Below are 18,047 nucleotides of genomic sequence, written 5' to 3' on the forward strand. Positions count from 1 at the left end.
AGGTGTCGGGCGGCGCGATGGCGCCTGACGGGTCGGCTTGCTAGCGCTTGACGGCGCCATACGCAGCAGGAGACCGCCCGCATGCAGACATTTTCGGTCATCGGCCTTTTCGGCCTCGTCGTTCTGGCAAGCCTGCTGGTCGCGCCGCGGCGGGTGACGACGGGCGGTTTCTTCGGCGGCACGGGCCTGGACGGGCGCGCGCCCGCCTTGTGGGTGCTCGTCCTCAGCCAGGTGACGACATGGATCTTCGCGCGGTCACTGATGAATGCGGCTATCCTTGGATATTTTTATGGCATCTGGGGCACGCTGGCCTATGCCGCCTATTACGGATCGTTCCTGACCGGCGGCTTTATCGTCGGCCGTTTGCGCGCCGGCGGCGCGCGCTCTGTACAGGACTGGCTGGGCGCGCGCTTCGGCACGACCGGCACCGTCTGCTACAATCTGGTGATCGGGCTGCGCCTGTTATCCGAGGTATTCGCCAACCTGCTGGTCGTCGGGCTGATCTTCGCCGCTGTCCTGCCGGGGGTGGGCGTGGCCCGCGAGGCGGCGATCGTGATCGTGGCCACGCTCGGACTGGCCTACAGCGCCTGGGGCGGGCTGGGCGCCGCACTGCGCACGGACGTGGTGCAGATGCTGGTGTTTCTCGGCGTCTTTGCCGCCGCCTTCCTGGCGCTTATCACCAGCCCCGGATTCGAGATCGGCGCGGTGCTGACCGCGCCGGGCGCGGCAGGCGCGTGGGCCGGGCAGGTTCTGCTGCTGGTGGCGCTGTTGCAGGTGTTTTCATACCCCGCGCATGACCCGGTGATGATGGATCGCGGCTTTCTCGCCGATCCGGAGACGACGCGCAGATCCTTCCTGCATGCCTTCTGGATCTCGACGTTGTGCATCATCGGCTTTGGGTTCTTCGGTATCCAGGCGGGGCTGGTGGGCGCCGAATACGAGGGCGAGCTGATCGGCACATGGGCGGCGATGTTTCCGCCATGGCTGTTCACGGCGCTGCTGGTGTCGCTGCTGATCTCGGCGCTCAGCACGCTTGATTCGGCACTGTCGAGCGCCGCGCGACTGGTCGTCGAGGAACTGCGCCCTGGCACGCGGTCGCTGATGGCGGGGCGCGTGGCGATGGTCGGTTTCATGGGCCTTGGCACCGCTCTGACGCTCTGGGGCACCCAGACGCTATTCGATGCCGTCGCCGTCAGCGGCACGGCGAGCATGTTCCTGACACCAGTGCTGCTGGTCGGGCTGGTGATGAACCGGCAGATCGCACCCTGGTCCTACGTCGTGGCCTTCGGCGCCGCACTGGCCGGCGCGGTGACCTATTTCGCGCGGGACGCGGGCTGGGCCGTGGTGATCCTGCCCGAGGGTCACAAGTACGAGCAGTTGCTCGCGATCTGCGTCACGGTGCTGATCGTCGGGTTCGCGGCGGTGCTGAGCGGCGCGCGACGCGTCTGAGCCTTGTCGCGGGGTGACGTCGTGATACCCTCACTATACAAGCAACGGAGGGTCCCATGCGTGCGTTATTCCTGATCCTGTCGCTGACGGTCCTTGCGGCCTGTGCCGGGCGACCCGATCTCGCCGACGAGAAACTGAGCGCGCAAGAGTTCAACCTCGAAGAGTTCTTCGACGGGCACGTCGTCGGCTACGGCCAGTTCCAAGACCGCTTCGGCACCGTGCGCCGCCGCTTCGAGGTGCAGGTCACGGGCGATTGGGATGGCAACACCCTGACGCTGGACGAACGCTTTGCCTATGCGGACGGCAGCACCGAAACCCGGATTTGGACACTGACCAAGACCGGCCCCGAGACGTGGCGCGGCAGCGCCGACGGCGTGATCGGGGTGGCCTCAGGCGAAGAGCGGGGCGATGCCTTCAACTGGCAATACCGGATCGACCTGCCGGTGCCCGATGGCACGCTGCGGGTCAGCTTTGACGACTGGATGTGGCAGATCACCGAGGACCGCGTTCTCAACCGTGCCTACATGGACAAGTACGGTGTCGAGATCGGCGAAGTCATCATCTGGTTCGAAAAGCAGTGACGCTACGACACGTTGCGCCGCACGGCGGAGTCGAGCGGCGGAAGTCGGGAAAATTCCGGTCAGGAAATGCGGCATTTGCCTCCGCATCACGGGCAGTCGTGATACCCGGTCTTGAGAGTTAAAGCAGGTGCCCCGATTTTGCCGCCTTGGTCGCTAGATAGGCGTGGTTGTGCATGTTTTTGCCCAGCTTCAGCGGCACGCGTTCGGTCACGTCGATCCCGCTTTGCTCCATCATCGTGATCTTGGCGGGGTTGTTGGTCAGCAGCCGCACCGTCGAGAACCCCATCAGCGACAGGATCCGCGCGCCGATGCGAAAATCACGCTCGTCATCCTCGAAACCCAGGCGGTGATTGGCCTCGACCGTGTCGAACCCCTGATCCTGCAACGAATAGGCGCGCATCTTGTTGGCAAGGCCGATCCCGCGCCCTTCCTGGTTGAGGTAAAGCAACACGCCCGTGCCCTCGGCCCCCATCTGGGCCAAGGCACCGCGCAGTTGCGGGCCGCAATCGCATTTCAGACTGCCCATGAGGTCGCCGGTGAAACAGGCCGAATGCAGCCGCGCCAGAACCGGGGTGTCCCGGCTGGGCTGACCGATCTCGACCGCGTAATGCTCTTCGCCACCATCCTCGGGGCGGAAGATGTGCAGGCGGCCCGCATCGGACACTTCCAACGGCAGCCGCGCGCTAACCACGGGATGCAGCGGGCTGGTCTGCATCAGTTGCGGCGCGGCCGTGTCGAGCGGCACGGTTGTCAGCCCGTGACGCGCGGCAAAGCCCGCCCCGTCCGAGATCGTCTGCACCACCGCCGCCGGCAGCAGCCGCGCGGATTTCACCAGCGCCAGCGCCAGGCGGTGCAGCCCGCTATCGCCGCCGCGCTGCGTCGTCAGCGGACCTTTCATCGGGGTCTTGAGGTCGTCGGCCGGATCGGCCACGGCCAGCACCCAAGGCAGCCGCGCGTCGGGCGGCAGCACGACCCGCGCCAGATCGCCGTCATAGGCGCGCGCCTTCAGCGTCGCCGCGCGGCGCGCGGTGATTGCCAGAACCGGTGTGCCGCCAAGCGCGCCGAGATCCGCAAGACGCTGTGCATCCAGCGTCTCGGCGGCCATGACAAGCGCGGCCCCCGTCCCGCCGTTCAGAACGACTGGCACACCCATGCGCAGATCTGCGCGGGCGCGGGCGATGACTTCGGTCACGTCTGGCGATAAACTCATGCGGTATGGTCCCCTTTCGTCCTTCGCGATCATGTAGGGCGTCGCATCCCGAATTGAAACAAAACTTGTCGTGGCAACACGTGGGCGTGAGACAGGGATCGTCGCCCTTGCCGCGACCGCGCAGGACAGGCACGGTCGCATCAAAGCAAGGAAGGTCGAAATGACACATGTCAAGAAGATACTGCTCGTGGACGACGACGACGACCTGCGCGAGGCGCTTGGCGAACAGCTGGTGATGACCGAGGATTTCGACGTGTTCGAGGCCGCCGACGGCGCGGACGCGATGCGCAAGGTCAAGGAGATGATCCACGATCTCGTGATCCTCGATGTCGGGCTGCCCGATACCGACGGGCGCGAGTTGTGCCGGCTGATGCGCAAACAGGGGGTCAAGGCCCCGGTGATGATGCTGACCGGGCATGACGGCGATTCCGACACCATCCTCGGCCTCGATGCGGGGGCCAACGACTACATCACCAAGCCGTTCAAGTTCCCGGTGCTTCTGGCGCGTATCCGCGCGCAGCTGCGCCAGCACGAGCAATCCGAGGACGCGGTGTTCCAGTTGGGCCCCTACACGTTCAGGCCATCTATGAAGATGCTGATAACCGAGGACGACCGCAAGGTACGCCTGACCGAGAAAGAGACCAACATCCTCAAGTTCCTGTATCGCACCAGCGAAGGCGTTGTCGCCCGCGACGTGCTGTTGCACGAGGTCTGGGGCTACAACGCGGGCGTGACGACCCACACGCTGGAAACCCATATCTACCGGCTGCGTCAGAAAATCGAACCCGATCCCGGCAACGCTCGCCTTCTGATTACGGAATCGGGTGGATATCGCCTTGTGGTTTAATTGACACGGTCGGCCGATTTCGTGCGGGGCATGTCATGCCACAGTCGTTCGATGTGCTATCATATTCATACTTACTTATGTAACCTCCCTGTTGACCTGATCCCGGCGGCCTGTCGGGGTCTTTTTTTGGTCAACGCCCCCCGGCGCGCCATTGCAGCGTCACGGGATGGCCCGGCCCCGTGCCGCCGCGTAGAGGCAGACCAGATCGTTGGCCAGCGTCGCCGCCGCAAGCGCGGTGATCTCTGACAGATCGTAGGCCGGCGCGACCTCGACCACGTCCATGCCCACAAGGTCGATCCCCTCCAGCCCGCGCAGCACGTCCTGCGCCTGCCAGGTGTTCAGCCCGCCGATGACCGGCGTGCCGGTGCCCGGCGCGCAGGAGGGGTCAAGCGCGTCGATGTCGAAAGTCAGGTAGGCGCGATGGTCGCCGACGATCCCGCGCACCCGTGCGGCCACGGCCTCGGGTCCGGTGCGGTGCAGCTCGCGCGCGTCGATGACGTGAAACCCCAGCGGATCCGGATTGTGCGTGCGAATGCCCACCTGCACCGACCGCTCGGGGATGACCAGCCCCTCGCGCACCGCGTGCCAGATCATCGTGCCGTGGTCGATTCGGTCCGGCGCATCCGCCCAGGTGTCGGAATGCGCGTCGATCTGCACAAGGCTCAGGGGTCCGAACCTTTCGGCATGCGCGCGTAACAACGGCAGGGTGACGAAATGATCGCCGCCAATCGACAGCAGGCCGGTCTCTTGCGCCAGCACGGCGCGCGCGGCCTGTGTTATGGCCTCGGGGATCCGGGCGGGATATCCGGGGTCGAAAAAGCAATCGCCGCAATCCACGACCGACAGCGTCTCGTAGGGGTCGGTGGGCCACGGCCACGGGGCCTGCCACGCGATATGCGCCGAGGCTGCCCGCACCGCGCGCGGGCCCAGCCGTGCGCCCGACCGCCCCGACAGGGCCAGATCGAACGGTATGCCCATCACCGCCAGATCGGCCCCGCCCGGATCTTTGGTGTAGCGCCGCCGCATGAAGCTGAGTGCGCCGGCATAGGCCGGCTCGGCCACGGTTCCGCGCGGCTCTGCCCGCGTAAAGGCGAGATCCGAGGCCACCGGCGTGATGCTGGTGCTGTCGGTCATGGGCTGTCCTTTCTGTGACTTGGCGGGTGATCACCGCCCGTTCGCACGACAGAATGCCCCCGCAACGCCGCACTGTAAACGCGGCGGCTGCGGTCGCGTGCCGGGCCGGCACGGTTTTCGGGCGCGGTTTTTCGGCTTGTGTTCACGCGGCCTGTCAGGTCAGGTGCCGCCAGTTTTCACCTATCCGCCGGAGGCCCGATGCCGTTCACCCTCGCCACATGGAACATCAACTCGGTCCGCCTGCGCGAGGGCCTCGTCGCGCGGCTGATGCAGGAGGAGGCCCCCGACATCCTCTGCCTGCAGGAATGCAAGAGCCCGGTGGACAAGATCCCGCTGGAGCAGTTCCGCAGTCTCGGCTACGGGCACATGGTCGCGCGCGGAGAGAAGGGCTATAACGGCGTGGCGATCCTGTCGAAGCGCACCCTCGAAGATGCGGGCGAGATGGATTTCGCGGATCTCGGCCATGCCCGGCACGTGGCCGCAAGGCTTGAGAACGGCGTGGTGATCCACAATTTCTACGTGCCCGCCGGCGGCGATGTGCCCGACCGCGAGAAGAATGCGAAGTTCGGCCAGAAGCTTGACTACCTGACCGACATGCGCGACTGGTTCCGCGACAACCGGCCCGAGAAATCCATCCTCGTGGGCGATCTCAACATCGCCCCGCGCGAGGATGACGTCTGGTCGCACAAGCAGTTGCTGAAAATCGTCAGCCACACGCCGATAGAGGTGGACCACCTTGGCGCGGCGCAAGAGGCCGGCGACTGGCATGACGTCACCCGCGCCGACATTCCCGAGGGGCAGCTTTATAGCTGGTGGTCCTATCGCGCGCGCGACTGGGACGCGACCGACAAGGGGCGCCGGCTGGATCATGTCTGGGCCAGCGCCGATATCGCCGCCGCCGCGCATGGAAGCCGCATCCTGCGCGCCGCGCGCGGCTGGGAAAAGCCGTCGGATCACGCACCGGTTTTCGCGCAATTCGACCTTTGAATCCACGGCCAGACCCCTCATATAGAGGGCTGACACACGAATAGAGGATGCAGACCATGCTGGAACTGGGGCAAGGCCAGAACACGCCAAAGCCGGGCGATCTGATCAAGGATGTCACCGAGGCCACGTTCATGGCCGAGGTGGTCGAAGCGTCGCAAAACGTGCCGGTCATCGTCGATTTCTGGGCCCCGTGGTGCGGACCGTGCAAGACGTTGACGCCCGCGCTCGAGGCGGCGGTGACGCGCGCCGGCGGCGCTGTGCACCTGGCCAAGGTCAATGTCGACGAAAACCAGGCGATTGCGGGGCAGTTGCGCATCCAGTCCCTGCCCACGATCTATGCGTTCTGGAAAGGTCAGCCGATCGACGGCTTTCAGGGCGCGATTGCCGGGTCCGAGATCGACGCCTTCGTGGACCGCGTCGTGCAGGCCGCCGGCACCACGGGCGGGCAACAGGGTAGCGGCCTTGACGAGGCCCTAGATGCCGCCGACCAGATGCTGGAACAGGGCGCGGTGCAGGACGCGGCCCAGACCTATGCCGCGATCGTGCAGGAGGATGGCAAGAATGCCCGCGCATTCGCCGGCATGGCGCGCGCGCAGATCGCCGCGGGCGATCTCGATCAGGCCGAGGCGATCCTCAACGGCGCGCCCGCCGATATCAGCACCAGCCCCGAGGTCGAGGGCGCGCATGCGCAGCTTCACCTGGCCCGGCAGGCCGAAAACGCGGGGCCGGTCGATGATCTGCGCGCCGCGGTCGAGGCCGATCCCGACAATCACCAGGCCCGCTTCGATCTGGCGCAGGCGCTTTACGCCAGCGGTCAGGTGCAGGCGGCCGTGGATGAATTGCTAGAGCTGTTCCGTCGCGATCGCGAGTGGAATGACGGGGCAGCGAAGACACAGTTGCTGACCATATTCGAGGCGCTCAAACCCAACGATCCCGTGCTGCTCAACGGACGTCGCAGATTGGGCTCGATGATGTTTGCCTGAGCCGTGGCACGGGCTAACTGACTGACATGACAAAGCACACAGACCTGCCTGAAACCATCCCGATCTTTCCGCTGCCGGGCGCGTTGCTGCTGCCCCGCGCGCGGCTGCCGCTGCACCTGTTCGAGCCGCGCTACCTGACCATGCTGGAGGATGCGCTCAAGACGCCCGAACGCCTGATCGGGATGGTGCAGCCCAACCGCGTGCCGGGGCGCAATGGCGGCACCGGCTTGCAGACCATCGGCTGCGTCGGGCGGGTTACCCAGTTCTCGGAAACCGAGGACGGGCGCTACATGATCACCTTGTCGGGCGTGTCGCGGTTTCGCCTCCTCGAAGAGGTAGAGGGCTTTTCGCCCTATCGCCGTGCCAAGGTGTCGTGGACCGGCTTCGAACGCGACAGGGGACCCACCGAAAGCGATCACGGCTTCAACCGCGACACGTTCATGGATCTTCTGGCACGCTATTTCGCATCCCAAGAGTTGCAGACCGACTGGGAGTCGCTCAAGGAAGCGGATGACGAGTTGTTGATCAACTCGCTGTCCATGCTGCTGGGGTTCGAGCCCGAGGACAAGCAGGCGCTGCTCGAGGCGCCGTCGCTGAGCACACGGCGCGAGACATTGGTCACATTGATCGAATATGCCATGCGCGGCGGCGACAACGAGGATATCATGCAATGACAGACACCGCTAATGTCGGCCCGAGCTTTGATCGCCGCATGCTGGACGGGCTGATATGTCCGCAGACACACGCCACGCTGCGCTATGACGCCGATCGTCAGGAACTTATCAGCGAGGCGGCCGGTCTTGCCTTTCCCATTCGCGGGGGAATACCCGTCATGCTCGTGGACGAAGCTCGCAAGATCGACCCCTGACGCGCCTGCGCCTCAGCCATCCATCAGCGCCCGCGCGGCGGCTCGTGCCTCTTCCGTGATACGGTCGCCCGACAGCATGCGCGCGATCTCGTCCACGCGGTCAGCGCCTTGCATCGCGCGCACCGTGGACAGGGTCATGTCGCCTTCCACGCGCTTTTCGACCCGCCAGTGATGCGCCCCGCGCGCGGCGACCTGAGGCGAATGCGTGACCACCAGAACCTGACCCTCATCCGCAAGTTGCGCCAGACGACGGCCAACGGCATCCGCCGTCGCCCCGCCAACCCCGCGGTCGATCTCGTCGAAGATGATCGTCAGCCCGCTATCGGTGCCCGTCAGGCAGACCTTGAGGGCCAGCAAAAAGCGGCTCAACTCACCGCCCGAGGCGATCTTGTTGAGCGGTCCGGCGGGGGCGCCGGGATTGGTGGCGACGGTAAATGTCACGTCATCGACGCCGGACGGCCCCGCCTCGGCCGTGCCGATATGGGTGGTGAAGACCGCCCGCTCCATCTTGAGCGGGGCCAGTTCGGCCATCACGGCCCGGTCCAGTGCCTCTGCCGCCGTGCGTCGCGCCGCGCTCAGCGTGTCGGCCTCTGACGCATAGGCGCTGTCGGCCGCGTCGAGGGTGGCGCGCAACGCCTTGAGATCGGCGTCGCCCGCGTCAAGCGCGGCGATCTGCGCCCGCAACCTGTCGGCGAACGCCCCCAGATCGTCGGGGGGCACGTCATGCTTGCGCGCCAGTGCACGGATGGCGAACAGCCGCTCTTCGGCCTGCTCCAGCTCCAGCGGATCGAAACTCATCGCGTCAAGCGCCTGATCCACCCCGCGCCCGGCCTCGTCCAGCTCGACCAGCGCCCGGCCAAGCGCCGCAATCGCCCCGTCCAGCGCGCCATCGGCCTGGTCGGACGCGCCTTCGAGCCAGCGCAGCGCATCACCCGCGGCCCCTTCGGCCCCCTCGGCCCCGATCAGTGCGGCAGCGCGCGAGATATCCTCGCGGATCCGTTCCGCCCCCTGCATCAGACGGCGACGCGTGTCGAGCGCCTCATCCTCGCCCGGCTGCGGATCCAGCTCGTCGAGTTCAGCGACCGCATGGCGCAAGTAGTCCTCTTCGGCGCGCACCGTTTCCAGCGCCGCCTCTGCCTCGGTCAGTGCCTTGCGTGCCCGCGCCCGCGCGCGCCATGCCGCTTGCACGGCATCACGCATGGGCTGCAGCCGGCCGAACGTGTCCAGCATTTCGCGATGCGCACGCGGGTCTAGCAGGCCCCGGTCGGCCTGCTGGCCGTGCAATTCCACCAGTGTCGCGGACAAGCGGCGCAGCACCTCGGCCGAAGCGCGGCGATCGTTGACATAGGCGGTCTTGCGCCCGTCGGCGTTGTTGACACGGCGCAGGATCACCTCATCACTGTCGGGAAAGCCGGCCTCGGCCATTACGGCGCGGGCGGGGTGATCCGCGTCCAGATCGAAGACGGCCGTCACCTCGCCCCGGTCAGTCCCGGCGCGCACGAGATCCGCGCGCCCGCGCCAGCCCAGAACAAAGCCGAGACTGTCGAGAAGAATGGACTTGCCCGCGCCGGTTTCACCCGTCAGCACGTTCAGACCCGGTTGGAACGCAAGATCCAGCCGGTCGATGATCAGCATGTCGCGGATTTCGAGCGCGCCCAGCATTCAGCCTATCCATCGGACGGGGGACCGCCCGGTGCCCCCTATAGCCAGCGACCCTGGATCGTCTGGCGATAGATCTGCCGCAGCCAGTTGTCGCCCGCCGCCTCGAGCGTCAGACCCCGTCCCGTCAACAAGGCGTAGCTGTCCTCGTACCAGCGGCTGCCCCGGAAATTATGTCCAAGGATGGCACCCGCTGTACGCGCCTCGTCGGTCAGGCCAAGCGAAAGATAGGATTCGACCAGACGGTGCAACGCCTCGGCCGTGTGGCTTGTGGTCTCGAAATCCTCGACCACGACACGGAAGCGATTGATCGCCGCGGGAAAATGATCGCGCTTGAGGTAATAGCGCCCGATCTCCATTTCCTTGGCCGCAAGATGATCGAAGGCGAGATCGAATTTCAGGATCGAGGTGGTCGCGTATTCGCTGTCGGGATAGCGCTCGATCACGCCGCGCAGCGCCTGCAGCGCCTGAAAGGTGAGCCCCTGATCGCGCCCGACTTCGTCGATCTGGTCGTAATAGCTGAGCGCCAGAAGATATTGCGCGTAGGCCGCGTCCTCGTCCGTTGGGTAAAAGTCGATATACCGTTGCGCGGCGGCGCGGCTTTCCTCGTAGTTCCGATCCTGATGATGAGCAAAGGCCTGCATGATGACGGCCCGCTTGGCCAGATCGGAATAGGGATAAAGCCGCTCTACCTCGGCAAAGCTGCGGGCGGCCAGACCGGGATCGTTCTGCGCAAGATCGTATTCGCCACGCTCGAAGATCTGCTGCGCGGTGTAGTTCTCGTAATTGACGTTTCCACGCTCGACGCTTTGATTATCTCCGCATCCGGCCAGCATGATCCCGGCCGACACCGCAAAGACCAACGTGACCCGGGACTTCCCCTTACTCATGCGCGCTCTCGCTCCAGCTTCCGGTAGGGCGGGAACCGATCCCGCTTTGGCTTGGTCCTAGCACAGAAGTTTGCGGTGCAAAACGCCTTTGGCACATTTCGCGCATCTGCGCGATTACGCGACCTGGGGGATCTCGCCGGCATGCACGCCGGCCCCCGGCAGCCGCGCCGCCGTCTCTGCGTCGCATTCGATGATCTCGTAATTCGCGGGGTCCGCGAACAGCGCGCGCAGCAGGTCATTGGTCACGGCGTGACCGGCCCGGAACCCGTGGTAATGCCCAAGCACCGGCAGACCCGCAAGCCCCAGATCACCAAGCGCGTCCAGCATCTTGTGACGCACAGCCTCGTCGGCATGGCGCAGCCCGCCGGGACTGAGGACGCGCGCACCATCGACGACGACCGCATTTTCCAGCGTGCCCCCAAGCGCCAGCCCGTTGGCCCGCATCGCGTCCACATCGGCCTTGCGGCAGAAGGTGCGGCTGTTCGATAATTCCCGCACGAAACTGCCGTTCGACATGTTGAGTACCTTCTTCTGCACGCCGATCGCGGCATCCTCGAAGGCGATGTCGAATTCGATGCGCAGCGTCTCGGCGGGCTCGATCCGGGCACGTGCAAGCCCTTTCTGGACCTCGACCGTGCGCAGGACCCGCAGTGCGCGCACAGGGGCATCCTGCACCACGATCCCGGCCGCAAGGATCTTTTGCACGAAGGGCATCGCGCTGCCATCGAGAATCGGAACCTCGGGGCCGTCCACATCGATCACGACATTGCTGATCCCGCAGCCCATCAGCGCGGCCATCACGTGCTCGACCGTCGAGACCGACACACCCGCCTCGTTCACCAGTCGCGTGCACAGCGGCGATTGCTCGACCAGCCACCACAGGGCGGGTATCGTGCCATTCACGGGTGTGGCCGTGAGAGCCAACCTGTCAACAAGGTCGGTGCGACGGAATGTTATGCCTGCCCCGATGCCGGCGGGGCGCAGCACAAGCCGCGCCGCCTTGCCCGAATGCAAGCCCACGCCTTCGAAAGACACGCTGGTGTTGATCGTCCGCTGCACGCTCGCTCCTCGTCCCGCTTCGTCATCCGCGTGACACAGTGCCATGTCAGGCTGCACTCACGTGGATATCGGGAACCTTTTATTTACCAGTCTCATGTACGGGCTTGGCCTTGTGGACTCAATTCAATCTTTGCAACCGTTTGAAACATGCCGCGGTACACTGTGCGCGGTTTCCCGCTTATTTCGGCAACCCATTGAGTTGAAACGAAAAAGGCCGCCCAAACGGACGGCCTTTTTCAAGGTTTTGCACGGCGAGGCTTAGTTTGCCTGACGTCGCAGGAAGGCTGGAATCTCGATCTGTTCATCGTCTTCCTGCGCCCGTGGCGCGGCCTGTTGCGACGGGCTGGACTGCACTTGCGGCTGATGCCGTGTCGGGCGCGGGGCCTCGGGTCCGCCGTGCCCGGTCATCCGGTTGATCAGCGAATTGATGCCGAACTTCTGCCGGTCATCGGTCGGATCGGGGCGACGCTGCTGCGGTTGCACCGGCGCCTTGTTCACCGCCGTTTGCAGGCGCTGCATGGCCTCCGGCGACGGTGTCCCCGGCGCGCGCGGGCCATCGGCCTGCGCCGCCCGGTTCTGCGAGGCTGCTCCGTATCCGGCCTGGCGGGCCGGCGCGAACTCTTCGACCTGCGGCTGGAACGCCGGCTCCATCGCGTCGTCGGACATGTCCTCGTCCTCGAAGATGTCCTGCACGGGCTCTTCCGCGACCGTGTGCTGCGGCTCTACCTCGCGGAACAGCGACGGCTCCGGCTCTGCCACGCGGGCGGCGACCGGCTCTGGCTCTTCGGCGACGGCGGGGGTGTCCACATGCACCGACTCGGGCTGCTTGAGCGGCTCTGCCAGCGACCGGCGCGGCAGCGGCGTTTCCTGCACGTCGGTCGCATCTATCCCGGTGGCAACGACGCTGACGCGCATCGCGCCTTCCATCGACGGGTCGAGGGTCGAGCCGACGATGATGTTCGCGTCGGGATCGACCTCTTCGCGGATGCGATTGGCGGCCTCGTCCAGCTCGAACAGCGTCAGGTCGTGCCCGCCGGTGATGTTGATCAGGACGCCCTTGGCGCCGCGCAGGCTGATCTCGTCCAACAGCGGGTTCGCGATGGCCTTTTCAGCGGCCTGAATGGCGCGGTTCTCGCCATCGTCCTCGCCCGTGCCCATCATCGCTTTGCCCATCTCGTCCATCACCGCGCGCACGTCGGCAAAGTCGAGGTTGATCAGGCCCGGCCGCACCATAAGGTCCGTCACGCCCTTGACGCCCTGATACAGCACATCGTCGGCGAGGCTGAACGCCTCGGTAAAGGTGGTCTTTTCATTGGCAAGGCGAAACAGGTTCTGGTTGGGGATGATGATGAGGGTATCAACCATCTTTTGCAGGCTTTCGACGCCCTCCTCGGCCTGACGCATCCGCTTGCCGCCCTCGAACTGGAACGGCTTGGTCACGACACCGACGGTCAGCACACCCAACTCGCGCGCGGCCTGTGCGATGATCGGGGCTGCTCCGGTGCCGGTGCCGCCGCCCATGCCGGCAGTGATGAAGCACATATGCGCGCCGGCCAGATGATCGACGATCTGTTCGATGCTTTCCTCGGCGGCGGACGCCCCGACAGCCGGGCGCGCGCCGGCGCCCAGACCCTCTGTCACCTTGACGCCAAGCTGCACGCGATGTTCGGCGTTCGACTGGCTGAGCGCCTGCGCGTCAGTGTTGGCCACCACGAAATCCACGCCGTCGAGGGCCTTCTCGATCATGTTGTTGACGGCATTGCCGCCGGCGCCACCGACACCGAAAACGGTGATCCGCGGCTTGAGTTCGTCATGTCCGGGTATTGAAAGGTTAAGTGTCATTGCTCTGTCCGCCTGTCTCTGTGGCCGGATTTGCCGACCGATTTTCGCCCCATTATCCTTAAATCTACTGATTTTCGGGTTGATCGTCACCAAAAAAACACGAGTCCACCCCCATATTTCGCCGGTTTTCTTGGCGCATACGCAAAATTATGCCAATCATGGCACATGTCGTGGTTTTCTCTGACCACACACCATCGCACACGTTTTGGCTGCGCAACGCGCGCAAGAATCTCATTTCGGTTTTGGCAGACACTGCTCGACTGCCGTCGGGGCCTTTTTCGGCCCTCGTTGTCTGATACGTACCAGAAATATGGCTGCGCGTCACGTCGTGATTATGCAGAAGCCTCCTACCAGTTGTCCTTGAACCACTTGACGGCCCGCTTCAGCGATCGGGCCGGATAGCGATCGACCGGGATCTCGAAATCCCACCATTCGTCCTGCGGGTTGGCCGCGAAAAGGCACATGCCGACGGCGCTGGCAAAGCCCGCGCCGGTTGCAGCCTGCGGCAGCCCATGCACCCGCATCGGCCGCCCGAGACGCACCTGCTGGCCCAGGATGCGACTGGCCAGCCCGTCGAGACCGGGGATCTGGCTGCCACCGCCGGTCAGCACGATCTGCTGGCTGGGCAGGTGGTCGAAGCCCGCGGCGTCCAGACGCGCGCGCACCTCTTCGAGGATCTCCTCGACGCGCGGTCGCATGATCCCGATCAGCTCGGCGCGGCTGACCTGGCGGCGGTCATGCTCGTAATCGCCGGTGTCGCCGCCGATATCGATCATCTCGCGGTCGTCCATGCCCGTGGCCACGACACCGCCATAGAATGTCTTGATGCGTTCGGCGACGGCCATCGGCACCTGCAGGCCCATCGAGATATCGCCGGTCACGTGATCGCCGCCCATGCGCACGCTGTCGGCATAGATCATGTGCTTGCGTATGAAAATCGAGACGCCGGATGTGCCGCCGCCCAGGTCGATGCAGGCCGCGCCCAGTTCCTGTTCATCCTCGACCAGCGTCGAGACACCCGACACGTAGGCGGAACTGGCCAGCCCCGCCAGTTCAAGATCACAGCGGGTCATGCAATGCGCGAGGTTGCGGATCGCGTCGGCATCGACGGTCAGCATGTGCATGTCCGTGGACAGGGACTGTCCCAGCTGGCCGCGTGGATCGATCAGGCCCGTGCGGTGATCCAGCGCGAAATTGACGGGCTGCGCGTGCAACACTTCGCGCCCGTCCCCGAAATCGGGCACGTCGCAGGCGCTGAGGACGCGGCTGATATCGTGCTCACTGACCGTCCGGGCCTCCAGTTCGACCTCGCCAGCCAGCCCGTAACTGCGCGGCCCGGCACCCGAGAAGCAGGCGATCACATGATCGACCCGCGTATCGGCCATGCGCTGTGCCGCTTGCACGACGGTGCGAATCGCACGTTCGGTTTCGACCATCGCGTCGATCTCGCCAAAGCGGACCCCGCGCGAGCGCGTCGTGGCCGCGCCGATCACCCGGAACCCGGCCTGCCCCGCCATACGGCCGATCTCCTCGGCCTCGGCCATGCGCGGGGTGCCGTCGAAGCGCAGCACGAGGCAGGCGATCTTGGAGGTACCAAGATCCAGCACCGCCACCACCCCGCGTTGCAGCGCCGCCTGGCGCATCGCGCGCATGGCCCTTTGCGATTCGTAAAGCTCGATCATGGTCGCTCCGCCCCCGATGTGATGCGTATTATTCGCCACCATTCCTGCGTGGCATAGTCGCTGAGCCGGACGGTCGGGCGCTCGCCGATCCGCATGTCCACCGCCACGAGATCGCGGTCCAGCATGTCATGCGCCTTGTTGAGCACGATCACCCGCTCCAGTGCGCGCACGGGCGACGTTTCGGGCAGCAGGATGCGCTTGCCGTCGCGCAGCACGACGTCCCAGCGTCGCTGGCCCACGCGCACCAGCCCGCGAATATCCATGTCCAGCGGGCGCGCGGCGTCGAGAATGTCCAGCGCCGCGGCCACGTGGGCATCCGCCCCGGCGCCGGTCACGACCGGCAAGGATGGCCGCGCGGCGCGACTGGTCAGCGTGTCGATCGTCACCCCCTCGATGTCGAGCACCCGGATCCCGTCACGGGTACGCCACAGCGCCACCGGCGCGCGTTCGGTGACCTCGACGGCCAGAACCCCGCCCTGCCGGATGCGCACTGCGGCCTGCGCGACCGGCGGCAGCGTTTCGAGCTGCGCGCGGATTGCGGGCAGGTCAAGATCGAAGGAACTGGCGGGCAGGTCATACGGAAAGATCTCGGCGATATCCTCGCGAAGCCCGTCGCTGGCCCCGTCTATGGACATTCGGTTCACCATGAATTCGGGGCGGGTCTCGATCTGGCGGCGCAGATCCGCCGCCTGCTCGACGAGGGCCGTGCGGCGCGCCTCATCCGCGAAATACCCCGCTATTGCGCCGATCACGACCAGAACCGGCAGCCCGATGCGCAGGAACCATCTGCAAAACGGTGTCAGCCACAGCCGCTGGATCCGGTAGCTGAGCCGCGAGGGCGCGGGATCGGCGCGCGGGATCACCGGTCGCATGACGCGTCCTCCACCATCCAGGCGCAAAGCTCGGGGAAAGAAATCCCCACCGCCTGCGCCTGTTCGGGGCTCAGCGACGTGGGCGTCATGCCGGGCTGGGTGTTGGTTTCCAGCAGGATCAGACCGTCCGCGCCGCGGCTCTCGTCCCAACGGAAATCCGTCCGGCTGAGGCCGCGACAGCCCAGCACGTCATGCGCGCGCCGCGCATGGTCCATGCACGCCTCGAAAATCTCCAGCGGCACATCGGCCGGCACCACGTGACGCGACCCGCCGGGCGTGTACTTCGCGTCGTAGTCGTACCAGCCATCGGTCAGGATGTCGGTGACGGTCAGGGGGCGGTTTCCCATCACCGTGGTGGTCAGCTCGCGCCCCGGCGCGAAGGCCTCGACCATCACCGTCGCGGGCATGTCATCGGACAGGGCGGGTGGCCCGTTCGCGGCCTCCTGCACCAGGTAGACACCAACGGACGAGCCTTCGTTGTTGGGTTTGACCACGTAGGGCGGCGCCATCACGTGGCGGCTGCGCACCGCGTCGCGCTCTGCCAGAACGCTGTCGACCACCGGCAGGCCGGCGGCACGATAGGCGGCCTTGGTCCGTTCCTTGTCCATCGCGAGTGCCGAGGACAGGACACCGGAATGCGTATAGGGCAGGCCCAGCCACTCCAGCAGGCCCTGCACGCAGCCATCCTCGCCCCAGCGACCGTGCAGCGCGTTGAACACGGCATCCGGGGATAGGTCGATCAATCGCGTGGGAAGATCGCGGTCGGCTTCGACCTCGACCACCTCGTACCCTGCTTCCCTCAATGCGGCAGCGCAGCCGCGCCCGCTTGACAGGGACACCTCGCGCTCGGCCGAGGGGCCACCCATGATCACCGCGATGAGGGAGGTTGTTCTGCCCGAACCAACCACCGTCTGCCTCGAAATTCCGGACCCTTCAAGCGGGCCCTGTTATCGTTATGTCTGATCTGCCTGTGGGCCTTCGCCCTTGTCGTTCTGTGGGCTGTCGCCCATTCCGTCTTGTGGGCTGCCGCCCGGGGCCGGTTCGCCGACCCTCAATATTTCCCACTGTAACGTCGTTCCGCTGTTTTGGAAAACCCTTTTTCGCACATCTTCGCCCAACCCTTCGAGGTCCGATGCCGTGGCCCCGCCGGTATTGATGAGGAAATTGGGATGCTTCTCGCTCATCTGCGCGCCGCCGCGCCGCGCGCCGCGCAGACCGGCCGCGTCGATCACCGCCCAGGCCTTCTGATCGTGCACGTCATCGGTCCGCCCGGTCGAGGAAAACCCCGCCGGATTGCGAAAGGTGCTGCCGGCGCTGCGCTGCCTGGTGGGCTGCGTCGCGTCGCGTCTTGCGATCTGGTCGTCCATCCGTGCCGTCAACGCCTCGGGCGTGTCGGGTGGCCCCTGAAACGTGGCCTCGACGATCACCCAGCCTTCGGGCAGGTCGCTGTGGCGATAGGCCAGCCGCAGGTCGTCCGGGGCCAGCGTCACGATCTCGCCCGTCCGCGTCACGGCCCTGGCGGCAATCAGGCGATCGGCCACGTAGGTGCCGTAACAGCCCGCATTCATCCGCACCGCGCCGCCGATACTGCCGGGGATGGTGCGCAGGAAAGTAAGATCCACCCCGGCCTCGGCCGCACGGCGTGCGACATGCGCGTCAAGGGCTGCGGCCCCCGCGATCACGCGCCCCCCTTCGAACCGGATAGCGTTGAAGCCGCGCCCCAGCCGGATCACCACGCCGCGGATGCCGCCATCGCGGACGATCAGGTTCGACCCCACGCCCATGGCAAAGACCGGCACGTCGCCGGGCAGCGCCGCGAGGAACGCCGCGAGATCGTCTTCGTCGGCGGGCTGGAACACCCAGTCGGCCGGGCCACCCACGCGCAGCCATGTCAGATCGGACAACGCGCGCTGCGGGCTCAGCCGGCCCCTCGTTTGCGGAAGCTCAGTCATGGCGCTCTCTATGCCGGCTGTGGCGTCAAAGA

17 protein-coding genes are annotated in these 18,047 nt (G+C 65.7%); 7 read left to right on the plus strand and 10 right to left on the minus strand.

Translation table 11 applies throughout. The features are described 5' to 3' along the window. The first annotated feature begins 81 nt into the window (after positions 1–81). Positions 82–1,449, plus strand: coding sequence for a sodium:proline symporter (locus ACROSR_RS01045; RefSeq protein ID WP_432681894.1), 1,368 nt, complete (start codon positions 82–84; stop codon positions 1,447–1,449). A 56-nt stretch (positions 1,450–1,505) separates the two neighbouring features. After that, the gene (locus tag ACROSR_RS01050) at positions 1,506–2,030 is read left to right on the plus strand and encodes a DUF3833 domain-containing protein (protein WP_432681895.1); all 525 of its coding nucleotides are present in this window, start codon (positions 1,506–1,508) and stop codon (positions 2,028–2,030) included. A 118-nt stretch (positions 2,031–2,148) separates the two neighbouring features. On the opposite strand, the gene ribA is transcribed toward ACROSR_RS01050, so the two are convergent. Continuing rightward, positions 2,149–3,240 carry a GTP cyclohydrolase II gene (gene ribA, locus ACROSR_RS01055; RefSeq protein ID WP_432681896.1) on the minus strand — a complete coding sequence of 364 codons (1,092 nt, stop codon included), beginning with the start codon at positions 3,238–3,240 and terminating at the stop codon, positions 2,149–2,151. A 160-nt stretch (positions 3,241–3,400) separates the two neighbouring features. On the opposite strand from ribA, the gene ACROSR_RS01060 reads away from it, so the two are divergent. After that, positions 3,401–4,087 (plus strand): response regulator transcription factor, encoded by a 687-nt coding sequence (locus ACROSR_RS01060; RefSeq protein ID WP_432681897.1) that lies wholly within the window; start codon positions 3,401–3,403, stop codon positions 4,085–4,087. Between the two features lie 159 nt (positions 4,088–4,246). Here the strand turns inward: ACROSR_RS01060 and speB are convergent, their stop codons facing one another. Next, the gene (gene speB / locus ACROSR_RS01065) at positions 4,247–5,221 is read right to left on the minus strand and encodes an agmatinase (protein ID WP_432681898.1); all 975 of its coding nucleotides are present in this window, start codon (positions 5,219–5,221) and stop codon (positions 4,247–4,249) included. Positions 5,222–5,419: 198 nt separating this feature from the next. Here speB and ACROSR_RS01070 point away from each other — a divergent pair, with 198 nt between their 5' ends. Genes ACROSR_RS01070 through ACROSR_RS01085 form a run of 4 tightly spaced genes read left to right on the plus strand, consistent with a single transcriptional unit; the run spans position 5,420 to position 8,059 of the window. After that, positions 5,420–6,208, plus strand: a complete 789-nt coding sequence (locus tag ACROSR_RS01070) for an exodeoxyribonuclease III (RefSeq protein ID WP_432681899.1) — start codon at positions 5,420–5,422, stop codon at positions 6,206–6,208. A 56-nt stretch (positions 6,209–6,264) separates the two neighbouring features. Beyond that, positions 6,265–7,191, plus strand: coding sequence for a tetratricopeptide repeat protein (locus ACROSR_RS01075; RefSeq protein ID WP_432681900.1), 927 nt, complete (start codon positions 6,265–6,267; stop codon positions 7,189–7,191). A gap of 26 nt (positions 7,192–7,217) precedes the next feature. Further along, positions 7,218–7,865, plus strand: coding sequence for an LON peptidase substrate-binding domain-containing protein (locus ACROSR_RS01080; protein ID WP_432681901.1), 648 nt, complete (start codon positions 7,218–7,220; stop codon positions 7,863–7,865). Next, positions 7,862–8,059: a Trm112 family protein gene (locus ACROSR_RS01085; protein WP_432681902.1), complete on the plus strand. Its 198-nt coding sequence runs from the start codon at positions 7,862–7,864 to the stop codon at positions 8,057–8,059. Before ACROSR_RS01080 ends, ACROSR_RS01085 begins: the two co-directional genes overlap by 4 nt. A 12-nt stretch (positions 8,060–8,071) precedes the next feature. Here the strand turns inward: ACROSR_RS01085 and recN are convergent, their stop codons facing one another. From recN to murB, 8 genes are all read right to left on the minus strand, one after another. Beyond that, positions 8,072–9,721: a DNA repair protein RecN gene (gene recN, locus ACROSR_RS01090; RefSeq protein ID WP_432681903.1), complete on the minus strand. Its 1,650-nt coding sequence runs from the start codon at positions 9,719–9,721 to the stop codon at positions 8,072–8,074. Between the two features lie 38 nt (positions 9,722–9,759). Continuing rightward, on the minus strand, positions 9,760–10,608 hold the full coding sequence (locus ACROSR_RS01095) for an outer membrane protein assembly factor BamD (protein WP_432681904.1): 849 nt from the start codon (positions 10,606–10,608) through the stop codon (positions 9,760–9,762). Between the two features lie 114 nt (positions 10,609–10,722). Further along, positions 10,723–11,667, minus strand: a complete 945-nt coding sequence (lpxC, locus tag ACROSR_RS01100; protein WP_432681905.1) for a UDP-3-O-acyl-N-acetylglucosamine deacetylase — start codon at positions 11,665–11,667, stop codon at positions 10,723–10,725. Between the two features lie 258 nt (positions 11,668–11,925). After that, on the minus strand, positions 11,926–13,509 hold the full coding sequence (ftsZ, locus tag ACROSR_RS01105; RefSeq protein ID WP_432681906.1) for a cell division protein FtsZ: 1,584 nt from the start codon (positions 13,507–13,509) through the stop codon (positions 11,926–11,928). 347 nt (positions 13,510–13,856) lie between these two features. Then, positions 13,857–15,191: a cell division protein FtsA gene (gene ftsA, locus ACROSR_RS01110; protein ID WP_432681907.1), complete on the minus strand. Its 1,335-nt coding sequence runs from the start codon at positions 15,189–15,191 to the stop codon at positions 13,857–13,859. Next, positions 15,188–16,063: a cell division protein FtsQ/DivIB gene (locus ACROSR_RS01115; RefSeq protein WP_432681908.1), complete on the minus strand. Its 876-nt coding sequence runs from the start codon at positions 16,061–16,063 to the stop codon at positions 15,188–15,190. Before ACROSR_RS01115 ends, ftsA begins: the two co-directional genes overlap by 4 nt. Beyond that, on the minus strand, positions 16,051–16,929 hold the full coding sequence (locus ACROSR_RS01120; protein ID WP_432681909.1) for a D-alanine--D-alanine ligase: 879 nt from the start codon (positions 16,927–16,929) through the stop codon (positions 16,051–16,053). Before ACROSR_RS01120 ends, ACROSR_RS01115 begins: the two co-directional genes overlap by 13 nt. 87 nt (positions 16,930–17,016) lie before the next feature. Beyond that, entirely contained in the window at positions 17,017–18,015 is a 999-nt protein-coding gene (gene murB, locus ACROSR_RS01125; RefSeq protein WP_432681910.1) for a UDP-N-acetylmuramate dehydrogenase, read from the minus strand. Positions 18,016–18,047 lie beyond the last annotated feature (32 nt).

The sequence above is a fragment of the Roseovarius tibetensis genome, from assembly GCF_050896375.1.
Taxonomy (GTDB): Bacteria; Pseudomonadota; Alphaproteobacteria; order Rhodobacterales; family Rhodobacteraceae; genus Roseovarius; species Roseovarius tibetensis.

What these genes read in the sequence shown, in the direction of transcription:
- ACROSR_RS01045 (WP_432681894.1), top strand. Translation starts at nt 82, where the DNA reads ATGCAGACATTTTCGGTCATCGGCCTTTTCGGCCTCGTCGTTCTGGCA.
- ACROSR_RS01050 (WP_432681895.1), top strand. Translation starts at nt 1,506, where the DNA reads ATGCGTGCGTTATTCCTGATCCTGTCGCTGACGGTCCTTGCGGCCTGT.
- ribA (WP_432681896.1), bottom strand. Translation starts at nt 3,240, where the DNA reads ATGAGTTTATCGCCAGACGTGACCGAAGTCATCGCCCGCGCCCGCGCA.
- ACROSR_RS01060 (WP_432681897.1), top strand. Translation starts at nt 3,401, where the DNA reads ATGACACATGTCAAGAAGATACTGCTCGTGGACGACGACGACGACCTG.
- speB (WP_432681898.1), bottom strand. Translation starts at nt 5,221, where the DNA reads ATGACCGACAGCACCAGCATCACGCCGGTGGCCTCGGATCTCGCCTTT.
- ACROSR_RS01070 (WP_432681899.1), top strand. Translation starts at nt 5,420, where the DNA reads ATGCCGTTCACCCTCGCCACATGGAACATCAACTCGGTCCGCCTGCGC.
- ACROSR_RS01075 (WP_432681900.1), top strand. Translation starts at nt 6,265, where the DNA reads ATGCTGGAACTGGGGCAAGGCCAGAACACGCCAAAGCCGGGCGATCTG.
- ACROSR_RS01080 (WP_432681901.1), top strand. Translation starts at nt 7,218, where the DNA reads ATGACAAAGCACACAGACCTGCCTGAAACCATCCCGATCTTTCCGCTG.
- ACROSR_RS01085 (WP_432681902.1), top strand. Translation starts at nt 7,862, where the DNA reads ATGACAGACACCGCTAATGTCGGCCCGAGCTTTGATCGCCGCATGCTG.
- recN (WP_432681903.1), bottom strand. Translation starts at nt 9,721, where the DNA reads ATGCTGGGCGCGCTCGAAATCCGCGACATGCTGATCATCGACCGGCTG.
- ACROSR_RS01095 (WP_432681904.1), bottom strand. Translation starts at nt 10,608, where the DNA reads ATGAGTAAGGGGAAGTCCCGGGTCACGTTGGTCTTTGCGGTGTCGGCC.
- ftsZ (WP_432681906.1), bottom strand. Translation starts at nt 13,509, where the DNA reads ATGACACTTAACCTTTCAATACCCGGACATGACGAACTCAAGCCGCGG.
- ftsA (WP_432681907.1), bottom strand. Translation starts at nt 15,191, where the DNA reads ATGATCGAGCTTTACGAATCGCAAAGGGCCATGCGCGCGATGCGCCAG.
- ACROSR_RS01115 (WP_432681908.1), bottom strand. Translation starts at nt 16,063, where the DNA reads ATGCGACCGGTGATCCCGCGCGCCGATCCCGCGCCCTCGCGGCTCAGC.
- ACROSR_RS01120 (WP_432681909.1), bottom strand. Translation starts at nt 16,929, where the DNA reads ATGGGTGGCCCCTCGGCCGAGCGCGAGGTGTCCCTGTCAAGCGGGCGC.
- murB (WP_432681910.1), bottom strand. Translation starts at nt 18,015, where the DNA reads ATGACTGAGCTTCCGCAAACGAGGGGCCGGCTGAGCCCGCAGCGCGCG.